The organism is Vibrio sp. 10N.286.52.C3 (assembly GCF_041468865.1).
Lineage (GTDB): Bacteria > Pseudomonadota > Gammaproteobacteria > Enterobacterales > Vibrionaceae > Vibrio > Vibrio crassostreae_C.
In genome coordinates, this window is the sequence record NZ_JBFRJM010000017.1 from 1 (window position 1) to 19798 (window position 19798).

The window sequence follows — 19798 nt, forward strand, 5'->3', positions numbered from 1 at the left end:
GGAATGCTCCGAAATATGCACAAAAAGAGGTTTGTTTATGAATACGAATATGTTGTCTGAAAATTTACAAGCCGAAGCACTTATTGACGATGTTAATCAGGGATTGTTTTATCCTGTTTTTCAACCGATAACTAATGGCAATGGAACTGTCGGTGCTGAGGTTTTGTTACGTTGGGAAAAAGGGCACGATGTTGAATCGTCAATTCGCTGTCTGTTAGACTCTAAGAAGATTGCATGGTTTACTCAAATATTCTTGTTAAGAGTGTCCGAGGAATTATTGTCTCAGAAGAAAATGATTGATTTTCTGACTATTAATATCTCCCCTGATCACGTTTTAAGTTTCACTTTTCTACGTGATATTTCCCCAATTTGGCAAGCATGTAATAAGTTGGGTATAACCTTATGGATTGAGCTTACTGAGAATGAACAATACCCGGTTGGCATTGACGAGAAAAGGATGATGTCCCAGTTTGGAGTATGTCGTGGTCTTGGAATTAAAATCGCGATAGATGACTATGGCAGTGGTTATAACACTGGTGAAGCACTGATTAGGGTTGTTAAACCGAACATAGTGAAAATAGATCGGTCGTTAATGAGAAACCGGAGTGATAATTCGACCTTTTGGGAGCGTCTTAGATTTTTAGCTCGGAAGTATCAGATTGAATTGTTATCTGAAGGTATAGAAAACCATGAAGATTTACGTTTTGCACAATCGCAGGGCATAGATTATTTTCAGGGCTATCACTTAGGCAAACCTGGCTCATTGAGTCAATTGTCGAAACAAGGTGCAGCATATTGCTGATCTACTTAAAAATAGCGTGAATAAATTCGGGTTACTTTTAGTGTGTAAAGCATCATCGTTAGTTTCAAGAGTTTTAGGTTTGCCGGAACATAATGCCATTCTATTAGTTTAATCATGCCTACTTAGTATCAAGTGTTTAATGCCTGCCAGTTTATCTATTTATAACCATTTGTTAGCATTGGGACAAACAACAAAACATTGGAATCGTTATGTCGCAGTCACCTTTGGATCAAAAGGCCTTGGAGCAAGAGCTTTCAGGTCAACAGCCCTCCTTATCTCAAATTAATGTGTTTCCGGTTAAATCAGTAGGTGGGATTGCACTCTCTTCTGCTTGGGTCGAAAAACAGGGCCTTACCTTCGACAGACGTTTTATGTTGGCCTTGGCTGACGGCTCAATGGTGACGGCGCGTAAGTACCCTAAAATGGTCAAGGTGTCTTCTAGCTTGCAGCCAGACGGTTTGATTTTTACTTACGAAGGCAAAGAACCGCTGCGCCTAAAATATGCAAACTTCAAGATGCAAGAAGCGCCTGCAACAGTGTGGAAAGATAGCTTCACTGCGTATACCACCAACGACGAGGCGGATGATTGGTTTAGCGATGTGCTTGGTGTTCGCGTAGAACTTCTGTTCTGTGGTGAGCAATCTAATCGTGTTCGAGAAAAGCTTGGTCAGAATGTCAGTTTCGCCGATGGTTACCCGATGTTAATCATCAGCCAAGCTTCGCTTGATGAGTTGAATCGCCGTAGTCCTGAAACGCATTCCATGGATCAGTTCCGCACCAATTTTGTCGTCTCAAACACTGAAGCGTTTGCTGAAGATGGTTGGAAGCGCATTCGAATTGGTGAGGTTGAATTTGAAGCGGTGAAGCCTTGTGAGCGCTGTATCCTAACGACAGTCGATGTTGAGAGCGGCGAATTCAGAGCAACAAAAGAGCCACTCAATACCTTTTCTACGTTCAGAGCCAACGAGCGCGGTGGCGTTTTCTTTGGCCAAAACCTTGTGGCTAAAAATGAAGGCTTAGTCAAAGCCGGTGATGTTGTTGAAGTATTAGAAACTAAAGAAAAAGAGCACTACGAAGATACATGGGTAGAATCGCTACACTTAACTTGCGTTGAGCGTGAAGAGATCGCCCGAGACTTTACGACGTTCTGGCTAGAACCAGCGAAAGAGAACTACGCATTACCAAGCTATCAGCCAGGGCAACATCTACCGATTGAAATGGTAATTAATGGCGAAAAAGTGTCTCGTCGTTACACGTTATCTTCGAGCCCATCACGCGCAGGTCGTTTGGCGATTTCCGTGAAGCGAGTGGACGATGGTCAAATCTCAAACTGGCTCAATGATCACTTCCAAGTCGGTGATACGCTTGTTGCTCAAAATCCAGATGGCGCTTTCTATTTAGAACAAAACCCTAAGCACCCACTGCTGCTTTTGTCTGCGGGTAGCGGTATTACGCCAATGTTGTCGATGCTTCGTTATTTAGCCGACCATGCTCAGATTGATGATGTGGTTTTCTATCATCAATGCAGCAGCGAAGAAGATATCCCTTATCAAGCGGAGATCGATCAAATTGCCAATGACCATGCAGGATTGCGTGTTATCTATTCGTTAAGCCAGCCAGCGAAAGAGTGGGATGGTTTATCAGGACGTTTGAGCGTGTCTCATGTAGCTAAAATCGAAGAACTACACAAACGCCAAGCGTTCGTGTGTGGCCCTGATGGCTTTATGGATAATGCCAAGAAACTGCTGATTCAAATGGGGCTTAACCCTCAGCATTACCATCAAGAAGCGTTTGGTGTCGCTCAGTCGACTGAGAAAGCTGTGAAGCAACTGCAATTGAGTGTCAATGGCTACTTGTTCGAAGGTAATAATCAATCCACTTTGCTAGAGCAAGCTGAGTCAGCGGGCGTGTCTATCGCTTCTAGTTGCCGTGCGGGCTTCTGCGGTGCTTGTAAAGTGACCCTTGAGTCCGGGCAAGTTCATCAACCTGATGTACCGGCGTTGCAAGAGCATGAACGCAACATGGGGCAAATACTGGCGTGTTGCAGTGTGCCTCAAACTGATATCGAAGTTGTAGACTAACTCGGTAGGTCGGAAGGCCAGAAAGAAAAGCACATTGAATAGAAAAGGCCGGAAGTTCACTGAAATGAACTTCCGGCCTTTTTGATTCTAAGATTAATTCAAACAATTAATCGTAGATCGTTGGGATCGGTTGACGCTTGTGCTGTGTTGCTTTGTAGATGCCTACTAAGCGGTCTGACACGTCTTGAGGGACTTCTTTACCTTCAAGGAAATCATCGATTTGGTCGTAAGAAAGGTTCAATGCTGCTTCGTCGGCTTTCTGTGGATCAAGCTCTTCTAGGTCGGCAGTAGGCACTTTCTTAACCAATAGCTCTGGCGCACCTAGCGTTGCTGCAAGTTCACGAACTTGACGCTTGTTCAGGCCAAACAAAGGCGCTAAATCACATGCGCCGTCACCGTGCTTGGTGTAGAAGCCAGTGATATTTTCAGCTGAGTGGTCAGTACCGATGACAAGACCGCCAACGTAACCTGCAATTTCGTATTGTGCGATCATGCGAGCTCGAGCTTTCACATTGCCTTTCACAAAGTCGATTTTTGCTGAATCTGTTGGTAGTAGGCCTGTGCCCTCTAGAGCAATGTGAGATGCAGCGTGAAGCCCATCAACACCCGCTTTAATGTTTACAGAAACAGATTGAGAAGGCTGAATGAAAGACAGCGCAAGTTGCGCTTCGTCTTCATCTTTTTGTTCACCGTAAGGCAGGCGAACCGCGATGAATTGGTAGTCGTTGCTACCAGCGTTTTCATTTAGGCTATCAACGGCCATTTGTGCTAAACGGCCACAAGTTGTCGAATCCACACCGCCACTGATACCAAGGATCAGAGACTTGCAGCCTGACTGCTGAAGTTTCGTTTTAATAAAGTCCACACGACGAGTCACTTCGAAGTGAGGGTCAATTGAAGGTAGTACGCGCATTTCGTCACGAATTAACTGTTCCATTCGTATTCCTTTCCTGCAAGCAAATTAAAAATCTAGTGTTATCATACCTAAATCATCCGATTTAAAAACCTCTTTGCACAAGCTTAGAAAGAGAAGGCAGTAATAAACAATGGAAAAAATAGCCATTTTCGGTAGTGCGTTTAATCCACCGAGCTTAGGGCACAAAAGTGTGATTGATTCGTTGGCTCACTTTGACAAAATTCTACTCGTTCCAAGTATTGCCCATGCTTGGGGAAAAGAGATGCTAGACTTTGATATGAGATGTCAGTTAGTTAACGCATTTATTAGCGATCTTTCACTGGATCAAGTGGAGCTTTCTTTGATCGAAAAGAGCCTATTTACCCCAGGTGAAAGCGTCACGACTTATGCAGTGCTCAGTGAACTTCAAAAGTTACATCGTGACGCTGAACTGACGTTTGTTATTGGCCCAGATAACTTCTTTAAGTTCTCATCTTTCTATAAATCAGATGAGATTACCGAGCAGTGGTCTGTAATGGCTTGCCCTGAAAAAGTGAAAATTCGCAGCACAGACATACGTAATGCACTGATAAGTGGAAGCGATGTTGCAAAACTGAGTACAAAGTCAGTTACAAAGATGTTGCAAGATAGTGTACTGTATCAGATAATGTAAGTTCACTAATCAAGAGGTCAGAGGACTATGCTAAAGAGCGCGATATCAGCGACGTTGATCATGGCAGCATGTAGTATGCCTGCGTATGCTGAGTGTGATTTTTTTAGCTTAGATTCAATCATGCTGACTTCTGATGAAGATGACAATTGTCTAGATTTCTCGACCAGCATTGAGTCTTTTGGCCAACGTATGATGGAAATCAGTGGGCTGAGCGATGATGAACCTGAAAGCACACCGGACTATTGGTCTGATTGGGTACTTCAAAGTAAAGACTCGCCATTGCTGACACAAAGCATTGAGTCAAACTATGTTGGCTTGGGTATGTGGTTTCCAGAAGACCTTGAAGACGAGGAGTATGATATGTCTACAGAGGAGTGGTTGATGAATCATGGTCTTCAACTCAGCATCGGTTTTGGCGAGAAAGTCGAAGGGCAGCCGCGTATGCGCTTTGATTATCGTTGGCACGACTCACGTGACGCCGACCTAATGATGCAGGTTGAGTTGCCATTTTAGACAGGCAGATGCACAGATAGATTGCTATCTACGTCTAAATAGTAAAAATTAAAAAAGCCGCAAAAACTCAGTTTTTGCGGCTTTTTAGTATCTGGCTTGCGAGTTTTAATACCAGCACTCACTTTCCGCCAAGCTATAAATCTTCACCAAAAACAAGCATACACAGTTGCTCGAACTCTTCTTCTTTACCTGAGAACAGATCATCAATCACAAGTGAACGTTTTTGACCTGACTGCATGCGCTTCTTCGCTTCTCGCATCACCATCACCAGAGTGTGCTCTTGTGGCAGGTTTGAATCATCAATGTTCCATTGATTGAATCGCTGAGAAAGAGCACTTTCGCAAAGCAGGGGTTTAAACGACAACACTTCTTGCTTCAATACAGAAAGCATATCTTTAAACGCTTGTTCCGTATTATTGGCATTAGAAGCGCGAGCTTTGGTTTGTTCTAGCTTTTCTAGTAGTGCCGAAGAGAGGTTCGTTTGCGTGATGTAACCCGCTTGTCTTGGGAATGAATCCGTCAAACGAACAGAAAAATCGACACGGTTAACCTGAGTGTTTGGAAAGTAGGTCAGTGACGTTAGGCAGTCGTATGGAATCCAGACGCTTTGTCCTGGTTCAACGGCATACTCTTGTTTGCCTAACTTAATCAAAACCAAGCCACTTTGAACCGATACAAGGCTATGTTTAAGTACTTTCTTGCGTGGTGTGATCACCAAGTGTGAAAAGTAAGCCGATGTATATTCAATAGCGAAGTTCATAGATAGTACCTTAATTTTGGGGCGTCAAGATTACCGTTAATCTTAAAGAATGCCAACAATAACAGGGGATTTTCAATGTTTCTGGTCTGACCTTGTCAAAAGTATGGGCTCTGTAGCTGCGAGAAGTCAAAACAACGCGTAGAATGAGCCAGCTTTTTATTATATGAATTAAAAAATGACCTCTCCAACCGATCCATATGTTGATATTCGTCCTTACGGCGATGATGAAATTCCAGCGGCACTAAACCGTCTTATTAATGATGAAGAATTTATCAGTGCAATCTTGCACTACCGTTTTTCAAACCATGCGTCTTGGTTCAAAGCATTAATGAGCCCGATTTTGCGTGTGTACTTAAAAATGAAGTGGAGCAAGCTGACTAGCGTTGAATCCATTCAGATTGAAGTGAAAAAGTACTTACGCGACACGTTAGCGAAAACCACTAACGGTGTGACGTACACGGGTATCGAGTCACTGGATGCGAACCAAGCTTATCTGTTTGTATCAAACCATCGTGACATTGCTATGGATCCTGCGTTAGTAAATTACGCTCTGCATCAAAATAATCATCAGACTTGTCGTATCGCTATCGGAGACAACCTGTTGAAAAAGCCATGTGCGACTGAATTGATGCGTTTAAACAAGAGCTTCATCGTAAAGCGTTCTTTGAAAGGACCGCGTGAGATGATGAAAGCGCTAGGGCAGTTGTCTTCTTACATTAAGCACTCTCTAGAAACGGGCAACTCAATCTGGATCGCTCAAAAGGAAGGTCGTGCGAAAGACGGTAACGATTTTACTGAGCCAGCAATTTTGAAAATGTTCCACGTTGAAGGACGTAAGCAAAAAATTGCTTTCCCTGAATACGTGAAGTCATTGAAGATTGTTCCTGTGGCTATTTCTTACGAGAACGACCCATGTGACACGGCTAAAGCGATAGAGCTTTTCGAAAAAGACGTAAACGGCAGTTACGAAAAGGGTGAGTTTGAAGATATCGAAAGTATCATTCAAGGCATCATCGGTGATAAAGGACGCGTTCACGTTGGTTTCGGTCAGGTTATCGACCAAGATTTTGATACGCCTGAAGCGCTTGCTGAAGAGATCGATCGTCAGATCCACGATAACTACAAACTGTTCCCAGTAAACTTGCTGGCAGCAGAAAAAGAAGATGAGTCGATTACAGCGGCCGTTAAACAAGAGTTTGAAGCTAAACTGTCGAGCCTGCCACAAGGTGCGCGTCAGTACTTGATCGATAGCTACGCCAACCCAGTGAAGAACATTGGTTAACGAGCGTTAGTTAGCTTGCTAGTTGATTAGCAACTTGATTGAATTGAAAAAGGAGCCTTGGGCTCCTTTTTTGTTTCTGAATCACCATTTGTTGCTGCGATCGAGCATTAGAGCATTAGAGCATTAGAGCATTAGCCTGAATTAGCGAGCGACTGCACCACCGAGATCTAGATTGGTTGGCCATTTGGTTACGGTGTTGCCGCCCAGATAGATGTTGCCTTTGACTGTCATGGTCTCGGGGAATGTTGTAATCCCAGAACCACCTATATAAAGGTCGCCGTCAATCACGATCCCGTTGGGTAACTCGGTTAAAGGAGTGCGGATCACGCTCAGATCGCCTTTTACTCTAAAGCCATTCGGTAGCCTTTCCAGTGGAGTGTCGGTGAGGTTGATAAAGCCGCCCACTCTTACACCTCTTGGCCAGCTGGTGATTTGGCTGCCAATCAAGTCGACGTAACCTTTTATCTTAACCCCGCTCGGGACTCGAGCGAGTTGGCTGTTAGAGCCTTTAAGGCTGCCGTTCACTTCTAACCCTTTGGGTAGGCGTGTGATCGCAGTATTCTCTATATTGAGATTACCATCTACCACCAAGCCAGTTGGAAGTGATGTATAAGGCTTATTTCGTAGATATAAGTTTCCGTAATTATCGAGATGGTTCAATATTTGATAGTGATCGAGTGGTTCAGCACTGACATTTGTTATGGTTAAGGAACCAATAATAAGTGCAATTATTCTGAGCATAACAGGCTTCTTATTACGATAGACGCTTACACTATAATGGAAAAATTAATCTCGCATAGTGTTTTACCCATTTGGCGGTAGATTAACGAGGAATGGAGCAAAGATGATAGGTAAATCAATGATTAGAGTAAATATACGAATTATTAAGGTCTTTCTGATAGCCGCTTCATTGTTTGGCTCAATGTCTGCGAGTGCCAATAAAGTAATTTCAACGCCCGGTAAAGCTGCGGTAGTGGTGACACAAGGCAGTCAACAGCAACGAGTTTGTTATTATGATGACAAGGCTTATAGTATTGGGGCAGTGTTAGAGGTAGGGGGCGTAGTGATTCAGTGCGCTGCAGAAAATGATTTTGAGCAAAATGGGTCACTGGCTTGGGTTCAATTAAAAAAAGACGAGTAATTCACTCGTCTTTTAATAAGCATATAAATGCTTATATTAACGCGCTAGAGAGCGAGTCTTAAGTTCAAAAATAATCTTCTCAGCGCTAACTTCAAATTTAAAGCGAGCGTGCAACTCTGTGCTTTCTTCAGTCATCTCTGATGCTTCGAACTCAACGTTGCTAGACACTTGTTTAGCAAGTTCAACATACTTAGCAAACTCAGCTTCAATCAGTGCTTTTGAGTTTCCGTAAACCGTTACTTCAGCAACATCGTCGCCTTCTTTAATGATGAACCCGATTTCGCCTGCACAGCCGCAAGCCTCACATACATCGTTGTTACCAATATCTTGGCTCATAAATAATCCTCTTACAAAGTCTGAGGTTATTCTAACGAGCAATTTGAACTGTATCTACAAAAATTAAAACCTTTGAACTAATTTATACTGGTATGCTATGTTGTTTGTTAAGGTGTTTGATGAATATCTATATTCGCGCCGCCAAATATGTATGTGATTTACCTCACGTTTTGTTGAAGAGGAATGTTATTAATATGTCAGAATATCATTCACTTAGTTGCGCCAGAAATGATTTTATAAGACTATCTATCGCTTGATAGGTATTTATACAATGAATTTTTCGTTGGGTATTTCATATTCTAAGTAGTTATTTAAACTTATCGACTTAGGATTGTAAGGTGATTTTCGAAGAATAATTAGACAAAGTGTCCAAAGAGGCATCACTGTAAAATTGTTCGTACATAGTATTTGTGTGAATTTAGTTATAAATACTTGCGAAAAAATACCTTGCTCACATAATGCTGATAACGATTTTCATTCTGACTTCATTTGATTGAGTTAGATGGATTTACAAAGAGAAGAGCCTGAATATGCCAAAGCGTAGTAAAGAAGATACAGAAATCACGATCCAGAAAATCATGGATGCCGTTGTAGACCAGCTACTAAGATTGGGTTACGACAAGATGTCATACACGACGTTGAGTCAACAAACGGGTGTTTCTCGTACAGGTATAAGTCATCACTTTCCAAAGAAAACGGATTTTACTGCTGCTCTAGACGGTCGTATTTTCAAGATGTTCGTGGAACACATTGACTTCGAAAATGGCCTTGACGCATTTTCAGCTAGCTGGGTTGCAGCACTTGAAGACGCTGAGTTCCTAGCAATCTTACGTTTACTTTTCCATCATATCGTTACTGCTGAGAGCGCGCATGAGTTCGCTGCAAACGGTATTGATCGTCTATACAAGCTGACTGAAACTCAGTTTGGCGATACTAGCGGTAAAGAACTAGAGTGGTTGATTGGTAAATCATTGATTCGTATGAGCCAATAATCAGCACTCAATAAAAGAAGCTCCTGCGGGGGCTTTTTTTGTGCCTGCCGTTTCACTTCTTGTGCGTTTTTCTCTCAATCCCACACCGATGTTGCTGTTTGCTGAATGATGTTATTTCTTTTCTTTTTATATGCTTACGCCCGCGGCTTGTTTTTCTCTTCAGTGTTAAAAGCTAAGTAACCCTAACAAGTAGAGTTCATTTCTAGAGCCTCAAATGCTCAAGGTGAGTCGTTTTGGTGCTTGCTGTTGTGGTTGTTAATAAAATTGAGTTTAAGCCGAGAGAGTGGCTGTGAGCCAATAAAAAGCCCCGAACAAATCGAGGCTTAGGATTACGTCATTGTTATCAAGAACGAATACTCAAAACGAGTCGCTCCTTAATCGGACTTATTGTGCGGGGTGAACCTGAGGGAAGCTCATGGTTGGGTGTTTTTCTACGATACTTTTGTAACCATACACATCTTCTATCATCGAAGGTTTCAGTGCATCCCAAGGCTTGCCATCACACACCAAATTGCCATCTTTCAATACCACCAATCGATCGGAATACTGCGCGGCTAAGTTGAGATCATGCAAAACCACGATAACCGCGGCATTGTGGTTATCGGCTAATTCTCTCGCAATCTTTAAGGTGTTGTGCTGGTGGGCAAGATCCAGTGCAGAGGTTGGTTCATCAAGCATCAAAATACATTGGTCACCAGAGTGGTGAAGCTGAGTTAATACTCGAGCCAAGTGCACTCGCTGCTTTTCACCGCCTGATAGTGAAGGGTAAAGCCTTTCACTCAGGTGAGTCACATCAGCAACATCCATTTTTTGGCTAGCAATGCTAGTTAGTTTTTTGTTGGATTCTTGCAGAGGAATCCCACCAAGCTCGACAACTTCATGTGCCAAGAATGGGAAGGTCAAGGTGCTGTGTTGAGGAAGCATAGCAAGGTGCTTAGCTAACTTGTGAGAAGGCCACTTGTCTTTGCTGTGTCCAAAGTATTGAATATCGCCGTTGCTTGATATCTCTTGGCATAAAGCTTTAAGCAGCGTGCTTTTACCTGCGCCATTTGGCCCAAGCAGTGTAGTTACCTTTCCCGCTTCAATCTCAATAGAAACGCCATCTAATATCACTTTACTGCCGAACTTCACTTCGATATCGGTCGCTTTTAAAGCTGAAGGAAACATTAAAGGATTCTCCCTTTCTGTTGAAATAGTAGATATAAGAAGAATGGGGCACCGATAATCGCAGTGACAATACCTACAGGTAGCTCTGCCGGAGCAAGTACCACACGTGAGAACATGTCTGCGGCGGTTAGCAGCAGTGCGCCTAGTACCGCTGATAGTGGCAACAGAACTCGGTGGTCAGGGCCTGCTAACATGCGACCTAAATGTGGGATAACCAATCCAATAAAACCAATCATGCCAGACAGGCTAACTGTGATACCAACGCCCGCAGCCGTCAGTAGAATCAGCTTTCGTTTCAGCTTTTGAACTGGGATACCAAGGTGTTGCGCTTCTGACTCGCCCAGTAATAGAGCATTTAGAGACATCGCTTGGCGGTAGAAAACAACAAACAAGCCAACGAGCGTGACAGCTGCCAGCAAAATTCCTGACCACTTAGCGCCCGCCAATGAACCCATCGACCACAATGAAAGATCGCGCAGCATTTGGTCATCAGCAATGAAATTCAAGAAGCCAATACCTGCGCCAGAGAGCGCACTGATCGCCACACCCGCCAACAACATGATGGTGACAGAGGTGCCGAATTTACCTGTACCCAGCTTATACACCAGCAGCGTGGTTAAAGCGCCGCCAAGAAAAGCGAACACAGGAACCGCAGCAAAGTTCATGAAAGCAGGGTATTGAAGCGATAGCTCAGAGAACAAAACGATAGCCAGTGCAGCACCTAATGCTGCGCCCGCAGACACACCTATGATGCCAGGTTCTGCAAGTGGGTTTCGAAACAAACCCTGCATCACTGCACCACACAAGGCGAGGATCGCACCAATCAGCATGCACAAGATGGTTCTAGGTAAGCGGATCTCTTGAATCACTAAGTTGATGTGAGGTGCTAAGTCATTGTTTGGTTTAATTAAGCTCGCTGCGCTGTCAGCTAAGCTAATGTTCATTGGCCCAACAGTGATCGAGTACAGCGCGACAAAAGCTAGGGTTGCACCTAGAGCTAACATCGACGTTTTCAGTGGGACGGAGCGTAACAACATAAAGGGCCTCAATATCTATCGCTAACTTCGACCTCCTTCAACAACAGCGTGAGTCAGTTGGTGAGGGAAGCGAATTAGCGATAGCAGAAATAGGGTGGTTGAGTTATAGCGGGTAGATAAGTGCGTTTAGACGCTTTGCTTCAGAGAGGCTTTCTAGGCCAAGCCCGCCAACCAAAGCACTGCCATTTACGGTAATGATTTGCTTGTTCATACCTGCAGGCGTTGCCGCTAACATAGGTAGCGATTTCAGGATGGCATCAGCACCGCCCATTTTTTGGTAGCTACGACCACTGACTAAAATCACATCTGGCTGCATTTCTACCAGTGATTCCATCGACAGTGGCTTGTAAGACGTTAAGCTCTGAGCGGCAGGGTTGATACCGCCAGCTAACTCGATGATTGCGTTTGGTGATGTTTCACCGCCAGCAACGTTGGCAGGGCGACCTTCATGCAGCAACAGGAATAGAACTTTCTTCGCTTCGTTGCTTGGTACTTGGTTCGCTTTCAGTGCTGCGATCTTTTGATTCACATCGGTTTTCACTTGCTGCGAGTGGTCTTCGGTATGGGTGATCTTTGCGATTTGGTCGATACGCTTTAATAGCCCTTCCACGTTTGCTTCAGTGTTAACAATCTCTACATCGACGCCTGCCGATTTTAATTGAGAGATAGCGTTGTCTGGTCCCATTTCATCCGAGCCAATCAATGTGGTTGGCTCTAGGGCGAGTAGACCTTCAGCAGACAGGTTTCGGTGATAACCAATCTTTGGCAGGTTTTCTCCTTGAGGGAAGTGGCTGGTCACATCAATCGCGACTAACTGCTCTTCGGCACCTAATGCCAAAACCAATTCAGTAACGGCACTGCCAGCACTGATGATTCGAGGTTGTTCAGCGTCGTTGGCCATTGCGGGTGCGCTAAGTGCCAGGCTGATTGCAGCTAATGAAAGAAGAGGTGTCTTGGTCTTTAATTTATTGAGCACGTTTAAGTTGTTCATAATAAGTTCTTTATATTTTCTTTTTGTATCGCGAAGATACTCAGTGAGCAGTCCGTTCGCATTGTGAGTTCGAATCGATAGAGAGGCTTAGTCTGCTTGTTTAGTTTTATCAACCAGAAGCCAAACCTCGTGAAAATTGAGTGTCGCTCTAGCCATCGTCCGTGAGCAATTGAGTCGCTGGTATTCCGTTTTCTTGAAGGAATGAAAGCAACTTCACTAGGTTCTCCACGTTAGCGGCTTTATCTGCGCCAATGATGATCGGTTTTTTATCCGTTGAACCAGTCTCTTCTAACAGGGCAATCTTGAAATTTTCCCAGTCGATGTATTCTTGGCCGTTAATTGCCCAGTAGGGTTCGCGGTCTAAAATATTGACGCTAATCGAATCCTTGTGGACTTCAGAAACGTTTTTGACATCCGAGCTTGGTAGCTCAACTTCCAGTGACTCCAGCTTTACTGATGCCGTAAGCAATAGAAAAACCATCACGATAAAAATGATGTCGAGCAGCGGTGTTAAGTCTGGCGCTAGGCTCTGTGTGTGAGATGAGTGGGGCGTTTTAATCATGCTTGACTCACATCACCGATAGAGGTTTTGTTGATAGGCTTACCTTGAGTATCATCAGACTGATTGGTTTGAATCGACATGCCTTCTAGCCACACATTCACATAGTTCAATGTATGCTCCAATTGAGCCAGCACTCGATCGGCCCATAGCCCTAGTAGCTGAGCACCAGAAATAGCAGGAAGCGCAATCATCAAACCTGCTGCTGTGGTTCGCATTGCTAATCCAAGACCGTCTGCCAAATCATTAGGCGTGATGCTGCCTGTTGTCGCGGCAACGCCTTTAAACATCTCAATAAGACCAAGTACCGTACCAAGCAAGCCGATGAGTGGGCTGATCACGCCGATCAAACCAAGCAGTCTTAAACCTGCATGAAGCTGGTGGCGTTTTTCTTGTAGCCAGATCCCAGCGGCATCTTCACGTAACCCTTTTGAGAAAGAGTGGTGAGCAAGCAACATTGACACGCCCTTGTACAAGAGCGGGCGTTTACCTGAAATCGACTGAGCAAGCGCTTCAATCTCTTTGCTGTTGGTTGGTGAGGTTTGGTTTAACTCGCGACGAATGGCACGTTTGCCCACACCAATGCTGAGCATGACTTGGAAGACACGTTCAGCGATGATCATTGCTGTTAATGCTGAGCAGATAAGAAGAGGCCAAGTCATTAAGCCAAGTTGATCTTGTAAGTAACTGATTTGTTGCATGATTAATCCAACCTAAAACGAACAGGTATTTGTACTCGGTGAGCAATCGCTCGACCATTGACAGTGTGAGGTGAGAATTTCCATTGTTTAATGGCATCTAATGCGGCGTTATCGAGCATTAGCGCGCCTGATGAATTTACTAATGCTTGTTTAATTTGTTTGCCTTCAGCGTCTAGCCAGATCTCATAAGTCGCGACACCTTCAACGCCACGACGTCTTGCTTGGCGAGGGTAATTCGGTGGGGTAGGACGCGCAGAGAACGAAGGCTTAGTAACTAAAACCGGCTCTTGGTTTGATACGCCTTGGTTTACTTCCTGAGACTGGTTGGCAGATTCGTCCATATTCTTATCGACTTTCTTGTCGGCCAGTTTCTCTGGTTGAGTGGCTGGCTCTGGGCGTTCTTTCTTCACCACCTTTTTCTCAGTCACTGGTTTCTTTTGAACAGGCTTTTTCTCGACAACCTTCTTTTCAATCACTTTTTTCTCAACTTTCTTTGGTTGAGGTTTATTGGTGATCGCTTTTTTCTTTGGGGTTGGCTTAGTTTGCTTTGGCTCAACCGTTTTTGGTTCGGCTTGTGAGACGGTTTCTTTTATTGGCTCAGGTTTAACTGGCTCTGTGATTGTTTTTTGCTGAGCTTGTGAAGGAACGCTCTTAGGAGTGAAGTTGATCGATACCGTGTTCGATTGGCTACCTGCAGGCATCGCAAATACTTTGGATTCTTGAGCGACAAACAACAACGCGGCATGAATCACTAACGATGCACCGCCTGCAATAACATATCTAGGAACGTTCACAATCAATCCTTTACCAAATCAAAATTCTGTATCGGATTATTGCTTAGAATCTAAATAAGATCAATTATCAATTGCATTATCATTTGCGTGTATTTATGATTCTCTCAGTTTTTAGCGAATAGTCTTCCAGACTTTGCTATGTAAGTGTTTAGAGAGATTATATGAGTCTTAATATTTATAAGTTTGACGAATCAATCTTGGGCGTTTCTAGCCCTGATCCGCTTCGTTTTGCGTTTGCGAAAAAGCATTCTGCACACGCCGGAGGAAGTTCAATTCCGGTCGACCCCAGTAAGAAGTTAGAACTCTTTGACGAACTGATGCTGAGTGAAGGGAAAAAACAGGATACGCGTTGCTTGTATATCCACATTCCTTTCTGTCGTGTGCGTTGTACGTTCTGCAATTTCTTCCAAAATGCCGCAAGCCGTAAATTAGTGGATGAGTATTTCGATGCACTGATGGTCGAGCTAAAGCAGAAAGCCAAAACACCTTGGGCTCAGTCTGGACTATTTCACGCCGTCTATATTGGTGGCGGAACTCCCACCGATTTGTCGTCTCAACAAGTTGAGCAGCTGGGTAAAGCGATTCGTCAATATTTCCCACTAGCAAACGATGTTGAGATGACATTGGAAGGGCGCATCAATCGATTTGGTGACGAGATGTTTGATCGTGCGCTTGAAGGTGGCTTCAATCGTTTCTCGTTCGGTATTCAAAGTTTCAATACTCAGGTTCGACGTAGTGCTAAGCGTCTAGATGACCGAGAGGTTGTGCTAGAACGTATCAGTTCACTAAGCCGCACCGAGCAAGCGCCAATCGTTCTTGATCTGTTATACGGATTACCACACCAATCTATGGAAGTGTTCCAACAAGATTTAGAAGACTACATGTCTACTGGCGCACACGGCATTGACCTCTACCAACTGATTGTTGCGGGCAATGCACCTATGCTTAATCTTGTTGAGAAAGGAAAAATCCCACCGCCTGCGAATACGCCAGATAAGGCGAGCATGTATTTGGCGGGTGTGGAGTTCATGGCAAAAAATAAGGTCAAGCAACTGAGCGTAAACCACTGGACTCGTGATAACCGCGAACGCAGCATTTACAACAGCTTAGCGAAAACTTATGCCGAAGTTCTACCCATTGGTTGTGGCGCTGGTGGCAACATCGGCGGTCATGGTGTGATGCAGCATCGAACTTTAGACAGCTACATGGAGTCTATAAAGCAAGGTCAATTACCTATTGCCATGATGACTAAGCAAAGCTCATTAGAGCCTATCTTCTCAACATTAAAGGCAGGTTTCGATTCTGGTGTTGTTAGAAGAAGTACGCTACCGAGATTTATGGGGCAAGATACGTTCGACTACCTCAAGCCTTTGTTCGCGCATTGGGAAAAGAACGGTTTAGTTGAGCTTTCGGAAGATTATCTGAGCCTGACTATTGCTGGCAGCTTTTGGGCGGTAAGCCTAGCGCAGAGTGTGATTCAAGTGCTTAACGCTGAATACCAAGCTATGCACCCAGCGCCTAAAGCGTCAGGTTCGGGCGTACACCCGCATGCAAGTTTGAAGCACGCTTAATATCGAATTTTTAGTTTATAACTTACTCGTTTATACGGAACATATTCAATGACAGATACAACATTAGAAATGACAGAAACTCTAGAACAACGCGTAGCTCTAATTTTAGAAGAAGAGCCAAAACTACTGCCAACAGCAATTGCTGAGAAGCTAGGTGTTTCAGAGGTTGAAGTGGTTGCTGCTTTTCCAAACGACATGGCGGTAATGCTAGATGGCAGCCGTGCTCAAGATATTCTAGAAGGTTTAGTGGGTTGGGGCCCTGTGACCACTATCGTGCATTCATTTGGTTCTATCTTTGAAGTTAAAGCGCCATTCCCGAAAGGTAAGGTAGCGCGTGGTTACTACAACCTAATGGGCAAAGAGGGCGAGCTTCATGGTCACCTTAAACTTGATAACGTTAAACATATCGGTTTGGTGAGCAAGGCGTTCATGGGTCGTGAAAGTCATTACTTCGGCTTCTTCAGTGAAACCGGTGAGAACATTTTTAAGATTTACCTAGGCCGCAACGAAAAGCGTGAGCTTATTGCCGACCAAGTAGAACGCTTCAAAGCGCTAAAAGAACAAGCTTAAGTTCAATTTACAGTAAATAATCAGCAGCAATCTTACATAGGGTTGCCAACTGGCTTAAACAAGACATCAATGCTCGAGGATCGTTTAGTTCGCTAATGATCGCTCAACCTTGGGCAAAAATAATAAATCAGAGAAAGTGAAGAAAGGAATTACCCATGGAACAGCAAGTAAAACAAGAACGTCTACAAGGTCGCCTAGGTCCAGAAATTAAAGAGTTTCGCCAAGAGCGCCGTACCCTTCAACTTGCAACGGTTGATGAAGAAGGTCGCCCGAACGTAAGTTACGCACCTTTCGTTCAGAACCAAGAAGGTTACTTTGTTCTAATTTCTGATATTGCTCGTCATGCTCGCAACTTGAAAGCGAACCCTCAGGTCTCTTTGATGATGATTGAAGACGAAGAGAGCTCGAAGCAACTTTACGCACGTAAACGTTTAACGTTTGATGCTCAAGCAAGTGTTGTAGATCGTGAAACGGAACTTTGGACTCAAGTGATTGGCCAGATGCAAGAGCGTTTTGGTGAAATCATTGATGGTTTGAGCCAACTTCAAGACTTCTCTCTGTTTAACCTTAAAGCTGAGAACGGCCTGTTCGTTAAAGGCTTTGGTCAGGCATACCAAGTGTCAGGCGACGATCTGGTGGATTTCGTTCACCTACAAGAAGGTCACAAAAAAGTATCTAACGAGTAATCTCGTTTAATCGATTTCTTTAGGAGCCCTCCAATGTGAGGGCTTTTTTATGTCTAAATCAAAGAGTTTGGTATATTGACGTTTGATGACTATTTATGTGTAAGGATCGGTACGTGAAACCAGTAAGTCGAGATTGGGACGAGTTCTGTTACCCGTTTATTTATGAAGACAGTCCTATCTGTGATTTTGAGATTTTGTCGGATGAACTTTGTTGCCGAGTTGGATTGGTATTGTCTTTAGAGCTAGAGCCTCAGGTTCGTGAGATCCTGCAACGCTTGCAGCCAAACATCTACCATTTGAATGGCTCTGTGCGCGGTAAGCTTGCCATCACCGAGTCTGAATTGGTCGAGCTCAAGCAAGATTATCATCGTATCCGTGAGCAGTTAGAAGGGGGGGTTAAAGGCTTTGTCTTACCCGGTGGACACCGAGTGTCTAGTGAACTTCACTTGTGTCGTTGTCAGGCTAAGAAAGTTGTGCGAGCTTTGGTGAGTATTGAACATCATGAAAGCAAAAAGTCGCCAGACCCGATTCTTTTTAAATACGCCAACCTAGTCGCGAACACTCTCTATGCATTGGCCTCTTTTACCAATCATGTGAATGAAGTCGAGGAAGTGGAATTTGTGAGTAAGAGCTACTCTATGCCGAAAAAGTCTATGCCAGAAAACAAAGACTAACGGTTAGCTCTATTCTTATTAAGATTTGAAGAAAGAAGAGACTAAGAAGCTAAACCATTGAGCACTATGCCAGGTTTAGCTTCTATAACAGAGCCTAAGCAGCCGTAGAGGCGCCGTTTAAGACTTTTGCGCCGCGTAGCATAGCTTCGATTAATTCACCCGCGTTGAACTTCTCAAGCGCTTCATGCGCCCCCACCTGATTAGCACGGTCGACACAGATCTCACTGGACAGTGAGGTATGCAAAATACAGTAAGCGTGACTTAAAGCGCTGTCGTTTTGCACTTCAAATGCAAGCTCATAACCATCTAATCCCGGCATCTCGATATCACTCACCAGAAGATCAATGGCATTGCCAGCGCTGGCTTGACGTCGCATCAGGTCAATCGCATCTAAGCCATTGTTACAGATGCTATAAGGGATGTTGATGCTGTCTAGAGCGTCAGATAGTTGCTTACGTGCAATTAACGAGTCATCAACCAACAAGATGTTCAACGCTTTGAGACGTTCCCTTTCTACATCGGTCAGCATCGGGATATGAGCATTCTCATAAGCTGGGTAGATCTTAGAAAGCAGCAGTTCCACATCGAGCATTTGCACAATACGGTCTTCAAAACGTGTAATACCCGTTACAAACACATTGCGACCCACACTGGTGGGTGGAGATTCAATACTCTTCCAGTCGCATTCAATGATCTTATCAATCGAACGAACCAAGAACGCCACAACGGTTCTTAAACAGTCGGTGACGATGAGTACGCAATCTTGGTATTCAGCGGGTGTTATCGGACGGAAGCCAATCGCAGCGGACATATCAATCACAGGAACCGTAAGGTCGCGGATAGTCACTGTACCAATCACGTGATGATGAGAGTAGGGGATCTGAGTCATCGGCTGAAAAGGGACGATCTCTCTGACCTTAAGCGTGCCAATCGCAAAACTTTGAGTGAGGGATAACTTGAACATCAACATTCCCTGTGACTGACTCGCTTTACTGATCGGTTTGGCCATAAGTGGCTCCTACTTAATACGCGCTTAATTTATAAGGATTAATTTAAAGGGAAATGGAAGCCGCAGCAAGTCGCGATGCGGTTTTTAGTGGCCTTTAAGGCAGTTGTTTTCGCTTATAGAGTGAAGAATAGCGGTTCTTGGGTTAAAATCACGTTAAACGCTGGCTGTCGATGGATTTATGTCGATAAGCCGTTAGCGGCAAACAGATTTACAACAGTCAGTTCATTAGCGATGTTCAAAGCAACCGTCGAAAGTAAACTGGCAGCAACAAACTGAGAATTATCATGGCAAGAACAGCAGCAGCGCTTCATATTTTGGTGAAGCATAAAGAACTAGCAGAAGACATCATGACGCAGCTTAAAAAGGGCGCTAAATTTCAAACGTTAGCGAAGAAACATTCAACCTGTCCATCAGGTAAAAAGGGCGGCGACCTAGGCGAGTTCAAAAAAGGTCAAATGGTGCCTCAGTTTGATAAGGTTTGTTTCTCTGGCGAGACGCTAGTACCACACCTTGTGAAAACAAAATTTGGTTGGCATGTGGTTAAGGTTCTTTACAGAACTTAGC

Annotated in this window: 23 protein-coding genes; 12 read left to right on the plus strand and 11 right to left on the minus strand. The window is 44.1% G+C overall.

The features are described from left to right. Together AB4138_RS07190 and AB4138_RS07195 are read left to right on the plus strand one after the other, a co-directional pair. Positions 1 to 802, plus strand: an 802-nt coding sequence (locus AB4138_RS07190) for an EAL domain-containing protein (protein WP_372305469.1), incomplete at its 5' end; no start/stop codon positions are given. A gap of 209 nt (positions 803 to 1011) precedes the next feature. Further along, complete coding sequence (locus tag AB4138_RS07195) at positions 1012 to 2883, plus strand: MOSC N-terminal beta barrel domain-containing protein (protein WP_372305471.1); 1872 nt, start codon at positions 1012 to 1014, stop codon at positions 2881 to 2883. Positions 2884 to 2989: 106 nt separating this feature from the next. Here the strand turns inward: AB4138_RS07195 and nadE are convergent, their stop codons facing one another. Continuing rightward, a complete protein-coding gene (gene nadE, locus AB4138_RS07200; protein WP_102393916.1) occupies positions 2990 to 3820 on the minus strand; it encodes an ammonia-dependent NAD(+) synthetase in 831 nt (276 codons plus the stop codon). 109 nt (positions 3821 to 3929) lie between these two features. Here nadE and AB4138_RS07205 point away from each other — a divergent pair, with 109 nt between their 5' ends. Then, the gene (locus AB4138_RS07205) at positions 3930 to 4451 is read left to right on the plus strand and encodes a nicotinate-nicotinamide nucleotide adenylyltransferase (protein ID WP_372305474.1); all 522 of its coding nucleotides are present in this window, start codon (positions 3930 to 3932) and stop codon (positions 4449 to 4451) included. Between the two features lie 27 nt (positions 4452 to 4478). Further along, positions 4479 to 4964 carry a hypothetical protein gene (locus AB4138_RS07210; RefSeq protein WP_372112659.1) on the plus strand — a complete coding sequence of 162 codons (486 nt, stop codon included), beginning with the start codon at positions 4479 to 4481 and terminating at the stop codon, positions 4962 to 4964. Positions 4965 to 5097: 133 nt separating this feature from the next. Here AB4138_RS07210 and AB4138_RS07215 read toward each other — a convergent pair whose 3' ends face one another. Then, on the minus strand, positions 5098 to 5724 hold the full coding sequence (locus AB4138_RS07215) for a hypothetical protein (RefSeq protein WP_017064307.1): 627 nt from the start codon (positions 5722 to 5724) through the stop codon (positions 5098 to 5100). A 175-nt stretch (positions 5725 to 5899) separates the two neighbouring features. Between AB4138_RS07215 and AB4138_RS07220 the strand changes: the two genes are divergently transcribed. Further along, a complete protein-coding gene (locus AB4138_RS07220) occupies positions 5900 to 7006 on the plus strand; it encodes a 1-acyl-sn-glycerol-3-phosphate acyltransferase (protein WP_017062764.1) in 1107 nt (368 codons plus the stop codon). 141 nt (positions 7007 to 7147) lie between these two features. Here the strand turns inward: AB4138_RS07220 and AB4138_RS07225 are convergent, their stop codons facing one another. Then, on the minus strand, positions 7148 to 7747 hold the full coding sequence (locus AB4138_RS07225; RefSeq protein ID WP_017062763.1) for a hypothetical protein: 600 nt from the start codon (positions 7745 to 7747) through the stop codon (positions 7148 to 7150). A gap of 103 nt (positions 7748 to 7850) precedes the next feature. Here AB4138_RS07225 and AB4138_RS07230 point away from each other — a divergent pair, with 103 nt between their 5' ends. After that, the gene (locus AB4138_RS07230; protein WP_102332681.1) at positions 7851 to 8147 is read left to right on the plus strand and encodes a YnjH family protein; all 297 of its coding nucleotides are present in this window, start codon (positions 7851 to 7853) and stop codon (positions 8145 to 8147) included. A gap of 36 nt (positions 8148 to 8183) precedes the next feature. Here the strand turns inward: AB4138_RS07230 and AB4138_RS07235 are convergent, their stop codons facing one another. Then, positions 8184 to 8483 (minus strand): YfcZ/YiiS family protein, encoded by a 300-nt coding sequence (locus AB4138_RS07235; protein ID WP_017062761.1) that lies wholly within the window; start codon positions 8481 to 8483, stop codon positions 8184 to 8186. A gap of 530 nt (positions 8484 to 9013) precedes the next feature. Here AB4138_RS07235 and AB4138_RS07240 point away from each other — a divergent pair. Next, a complete protein-coding gene (locus AB4138_RS07240) occupies positions 9014 to 9475 on the plus strand; it encodes a TetR/AcrR family transcriptional regulator (protein ID WP_017062760.1) in 462 nt (153 codons plus the stop codon). Between the two features lie 384 nt (positions 9476 to 9859). On the opposite strand, the gene AB4138_RS07245 is transcribed toward AB4138_RS07240, so the two are convergent. The 6 genes from AB4138_RS07245 to AB4138_RS07270 form a co-directional block, all read right to left on the minus strand. Beyond that, the gene (locus tag AB4138_RS07245; protein WP_050620596.1) at positions 9860 to 10642 is read right to left on the minus strand and encodes a heme ABC transporter ATP-binding protein; all 783 of its coding nucleotides are present in this window, start codon (positions 10640 to 10642) and stop codon (positions 9860 to 9862) included. Next, on the minus strand, positions 10642 to 11679 hold the full coding sequence (locus AB4138_RS07250) for a FecCD family ABC transporter permease (protein ID WP_372082829.1): 1038 nt from the start codon (positions 11677 to 11679) through the stop codon (positions 10642 to 10644). Before AB4138_RS07250 ends, AB4138_RS07245 begins: the two co-directional genes overlap by 1 nt. Positions 11680 to 11782: 103 nt before the next feature. After that, positions 11783 to 12670: a hemin ABC transporter substrate-binding protein gene (locus tag AB4138_RS07255; RefSeq protein ID WP_017062757.1), complete on the minus strand. Its 888-nt coding sequence runs from the start codon at positions 12668 to 12670 to the stop codon at positions 11783 to 11785. Positions 12671 to 12818: 148 nt separating this feature from the next. Beyond that, positions 12819 to 13232 carry a biopolymer transporter ExbD gene (locus AB4138_RS07260; protein ID WP_017062756.1) on the minus strand — a complete coding sequence of 138 codons (414 nt, stop codon included), beginning with the start codon at positions 13230 to 13232 and terminating at the stop codon, positions 12819 to 12821. Continuing rightward, a complete protein-coding gene (locus tag AB4138_RS07265) occupies positions 13229 to 13930 on the minus strand; it encodes a MotA/TolQ/ExbB proton channel family protein (protein ID WP_065583702.1) in 702 nt (233 codons plus the stop codon). Before AB4138_RS07265 ends, AB4138_RS07260 begins: the two co-directional genes overlap by 4 nt. A 2-nt stretch (positions 13931 to 13932) precedes the next feature. Then, entirely contained in the window at positions 13933 to 14724 is a 792-nt protein-coding gene (locus tag AB4138_RS07270) for an energy transducer TonB (RefSeq protein ID WP_102321339.1), read from the minus strand. A 161-nt stretch (positions 14725 to 14885) separates the two neighbouring features. Here AB4138_RS07270 and hutW point away from each other — a divergent pair, with 161 nt between their 5' ends. The 4 genes from hutW to AB4138_RS07290 all read left to right on the plus strand — a co-directional run bounded on the left by hutW (position 14886) and on the right by AB4138_RS07290 (position 18225). After that, positions 14886 to 16295: a heme anaerobic degradation radical SAM methyltransferase ChuW/HutW gene (gene hutW / locus AB4138_RS07275; RefSeq protein ID WP_017062753.1), complete on the plus strand. Its 1410-nt coding sequence runs from the start codon at positions 14886 to 14888 to the stop codon at positions 16293 to 16295. 48 nt (positions 16296 to 16343) lie between these two features. Beyond that, positions 16344 to 16865 (plus strand): heme utilization cystosolic carrier protein HutX, encoded by a 522-nt coding sequence (gene hutX, locus AB4138_RS07280; RefSeq protein WP_372174560.1) that lies wholly within the window; start codon positions 16344 to 16346, stop codon positions 16863 to 16865. Positions 16866 to 17020: 155 nt separating this feature from the next. Continuing rightward, a complete protein-coding gene (gene hutZ / locus AB4138_RS07285) occupies positions 17021 to 17551 on the plus strand; it encodes a heme utilization protein HutZ (protein ID WP_081229408.1) in 531 nt (176 codons plus the stop codon). A gap of 113 nt (positions 17552 to 17664) precedes the next feature. Then, positions 17665 to 18225, plus strand: coding sequence for an ATP:cob(I)alamin adenosyltransferase (locus AB4138_RS07290; protein WP_017062752.1), 561 nt, complete (start codon positions 17665 to 17667; stop codon positions 18223 to 18225). Between the two features lie 94 nt (positions 18226 to 18319). Here the strand turns inward: AB4138_RS07290 and AB4138_RS07295 are convergent, their stop codons facing one another. Continuing rightward, positions 18320 to 19234 (minus strand): chemotaxis protein, encoded by a 915-nt coding sequence (locus tag AB4138_RS07295; protein WP_017062751.1) that lies wholly within the window; start codon positions 19232 to 19234, stop codon positions 18320 to 18322. A 281-nt stretch (positions 19235 to 19515) separates the two neighbouring features. Here AB4138_RS07295 and ppiC point away from each other — a divergent pair, with 281 nt between their 5' ends. Continuing rightward, the gene (ppiC, locus tag AB4138_RS07300) at positions 19516 to 19797 is read left to right on the plus strand and encodes a peptidylprolyl isomerase PpiC (protein ID WP_258185064.1); all 282 of its coding nucleotides are present in this window, start codon (positions 19516 to 19518) and stop codon (positions 19795 to 19797) included. Position 19798 lies beyond the last annotated feature (1 nt).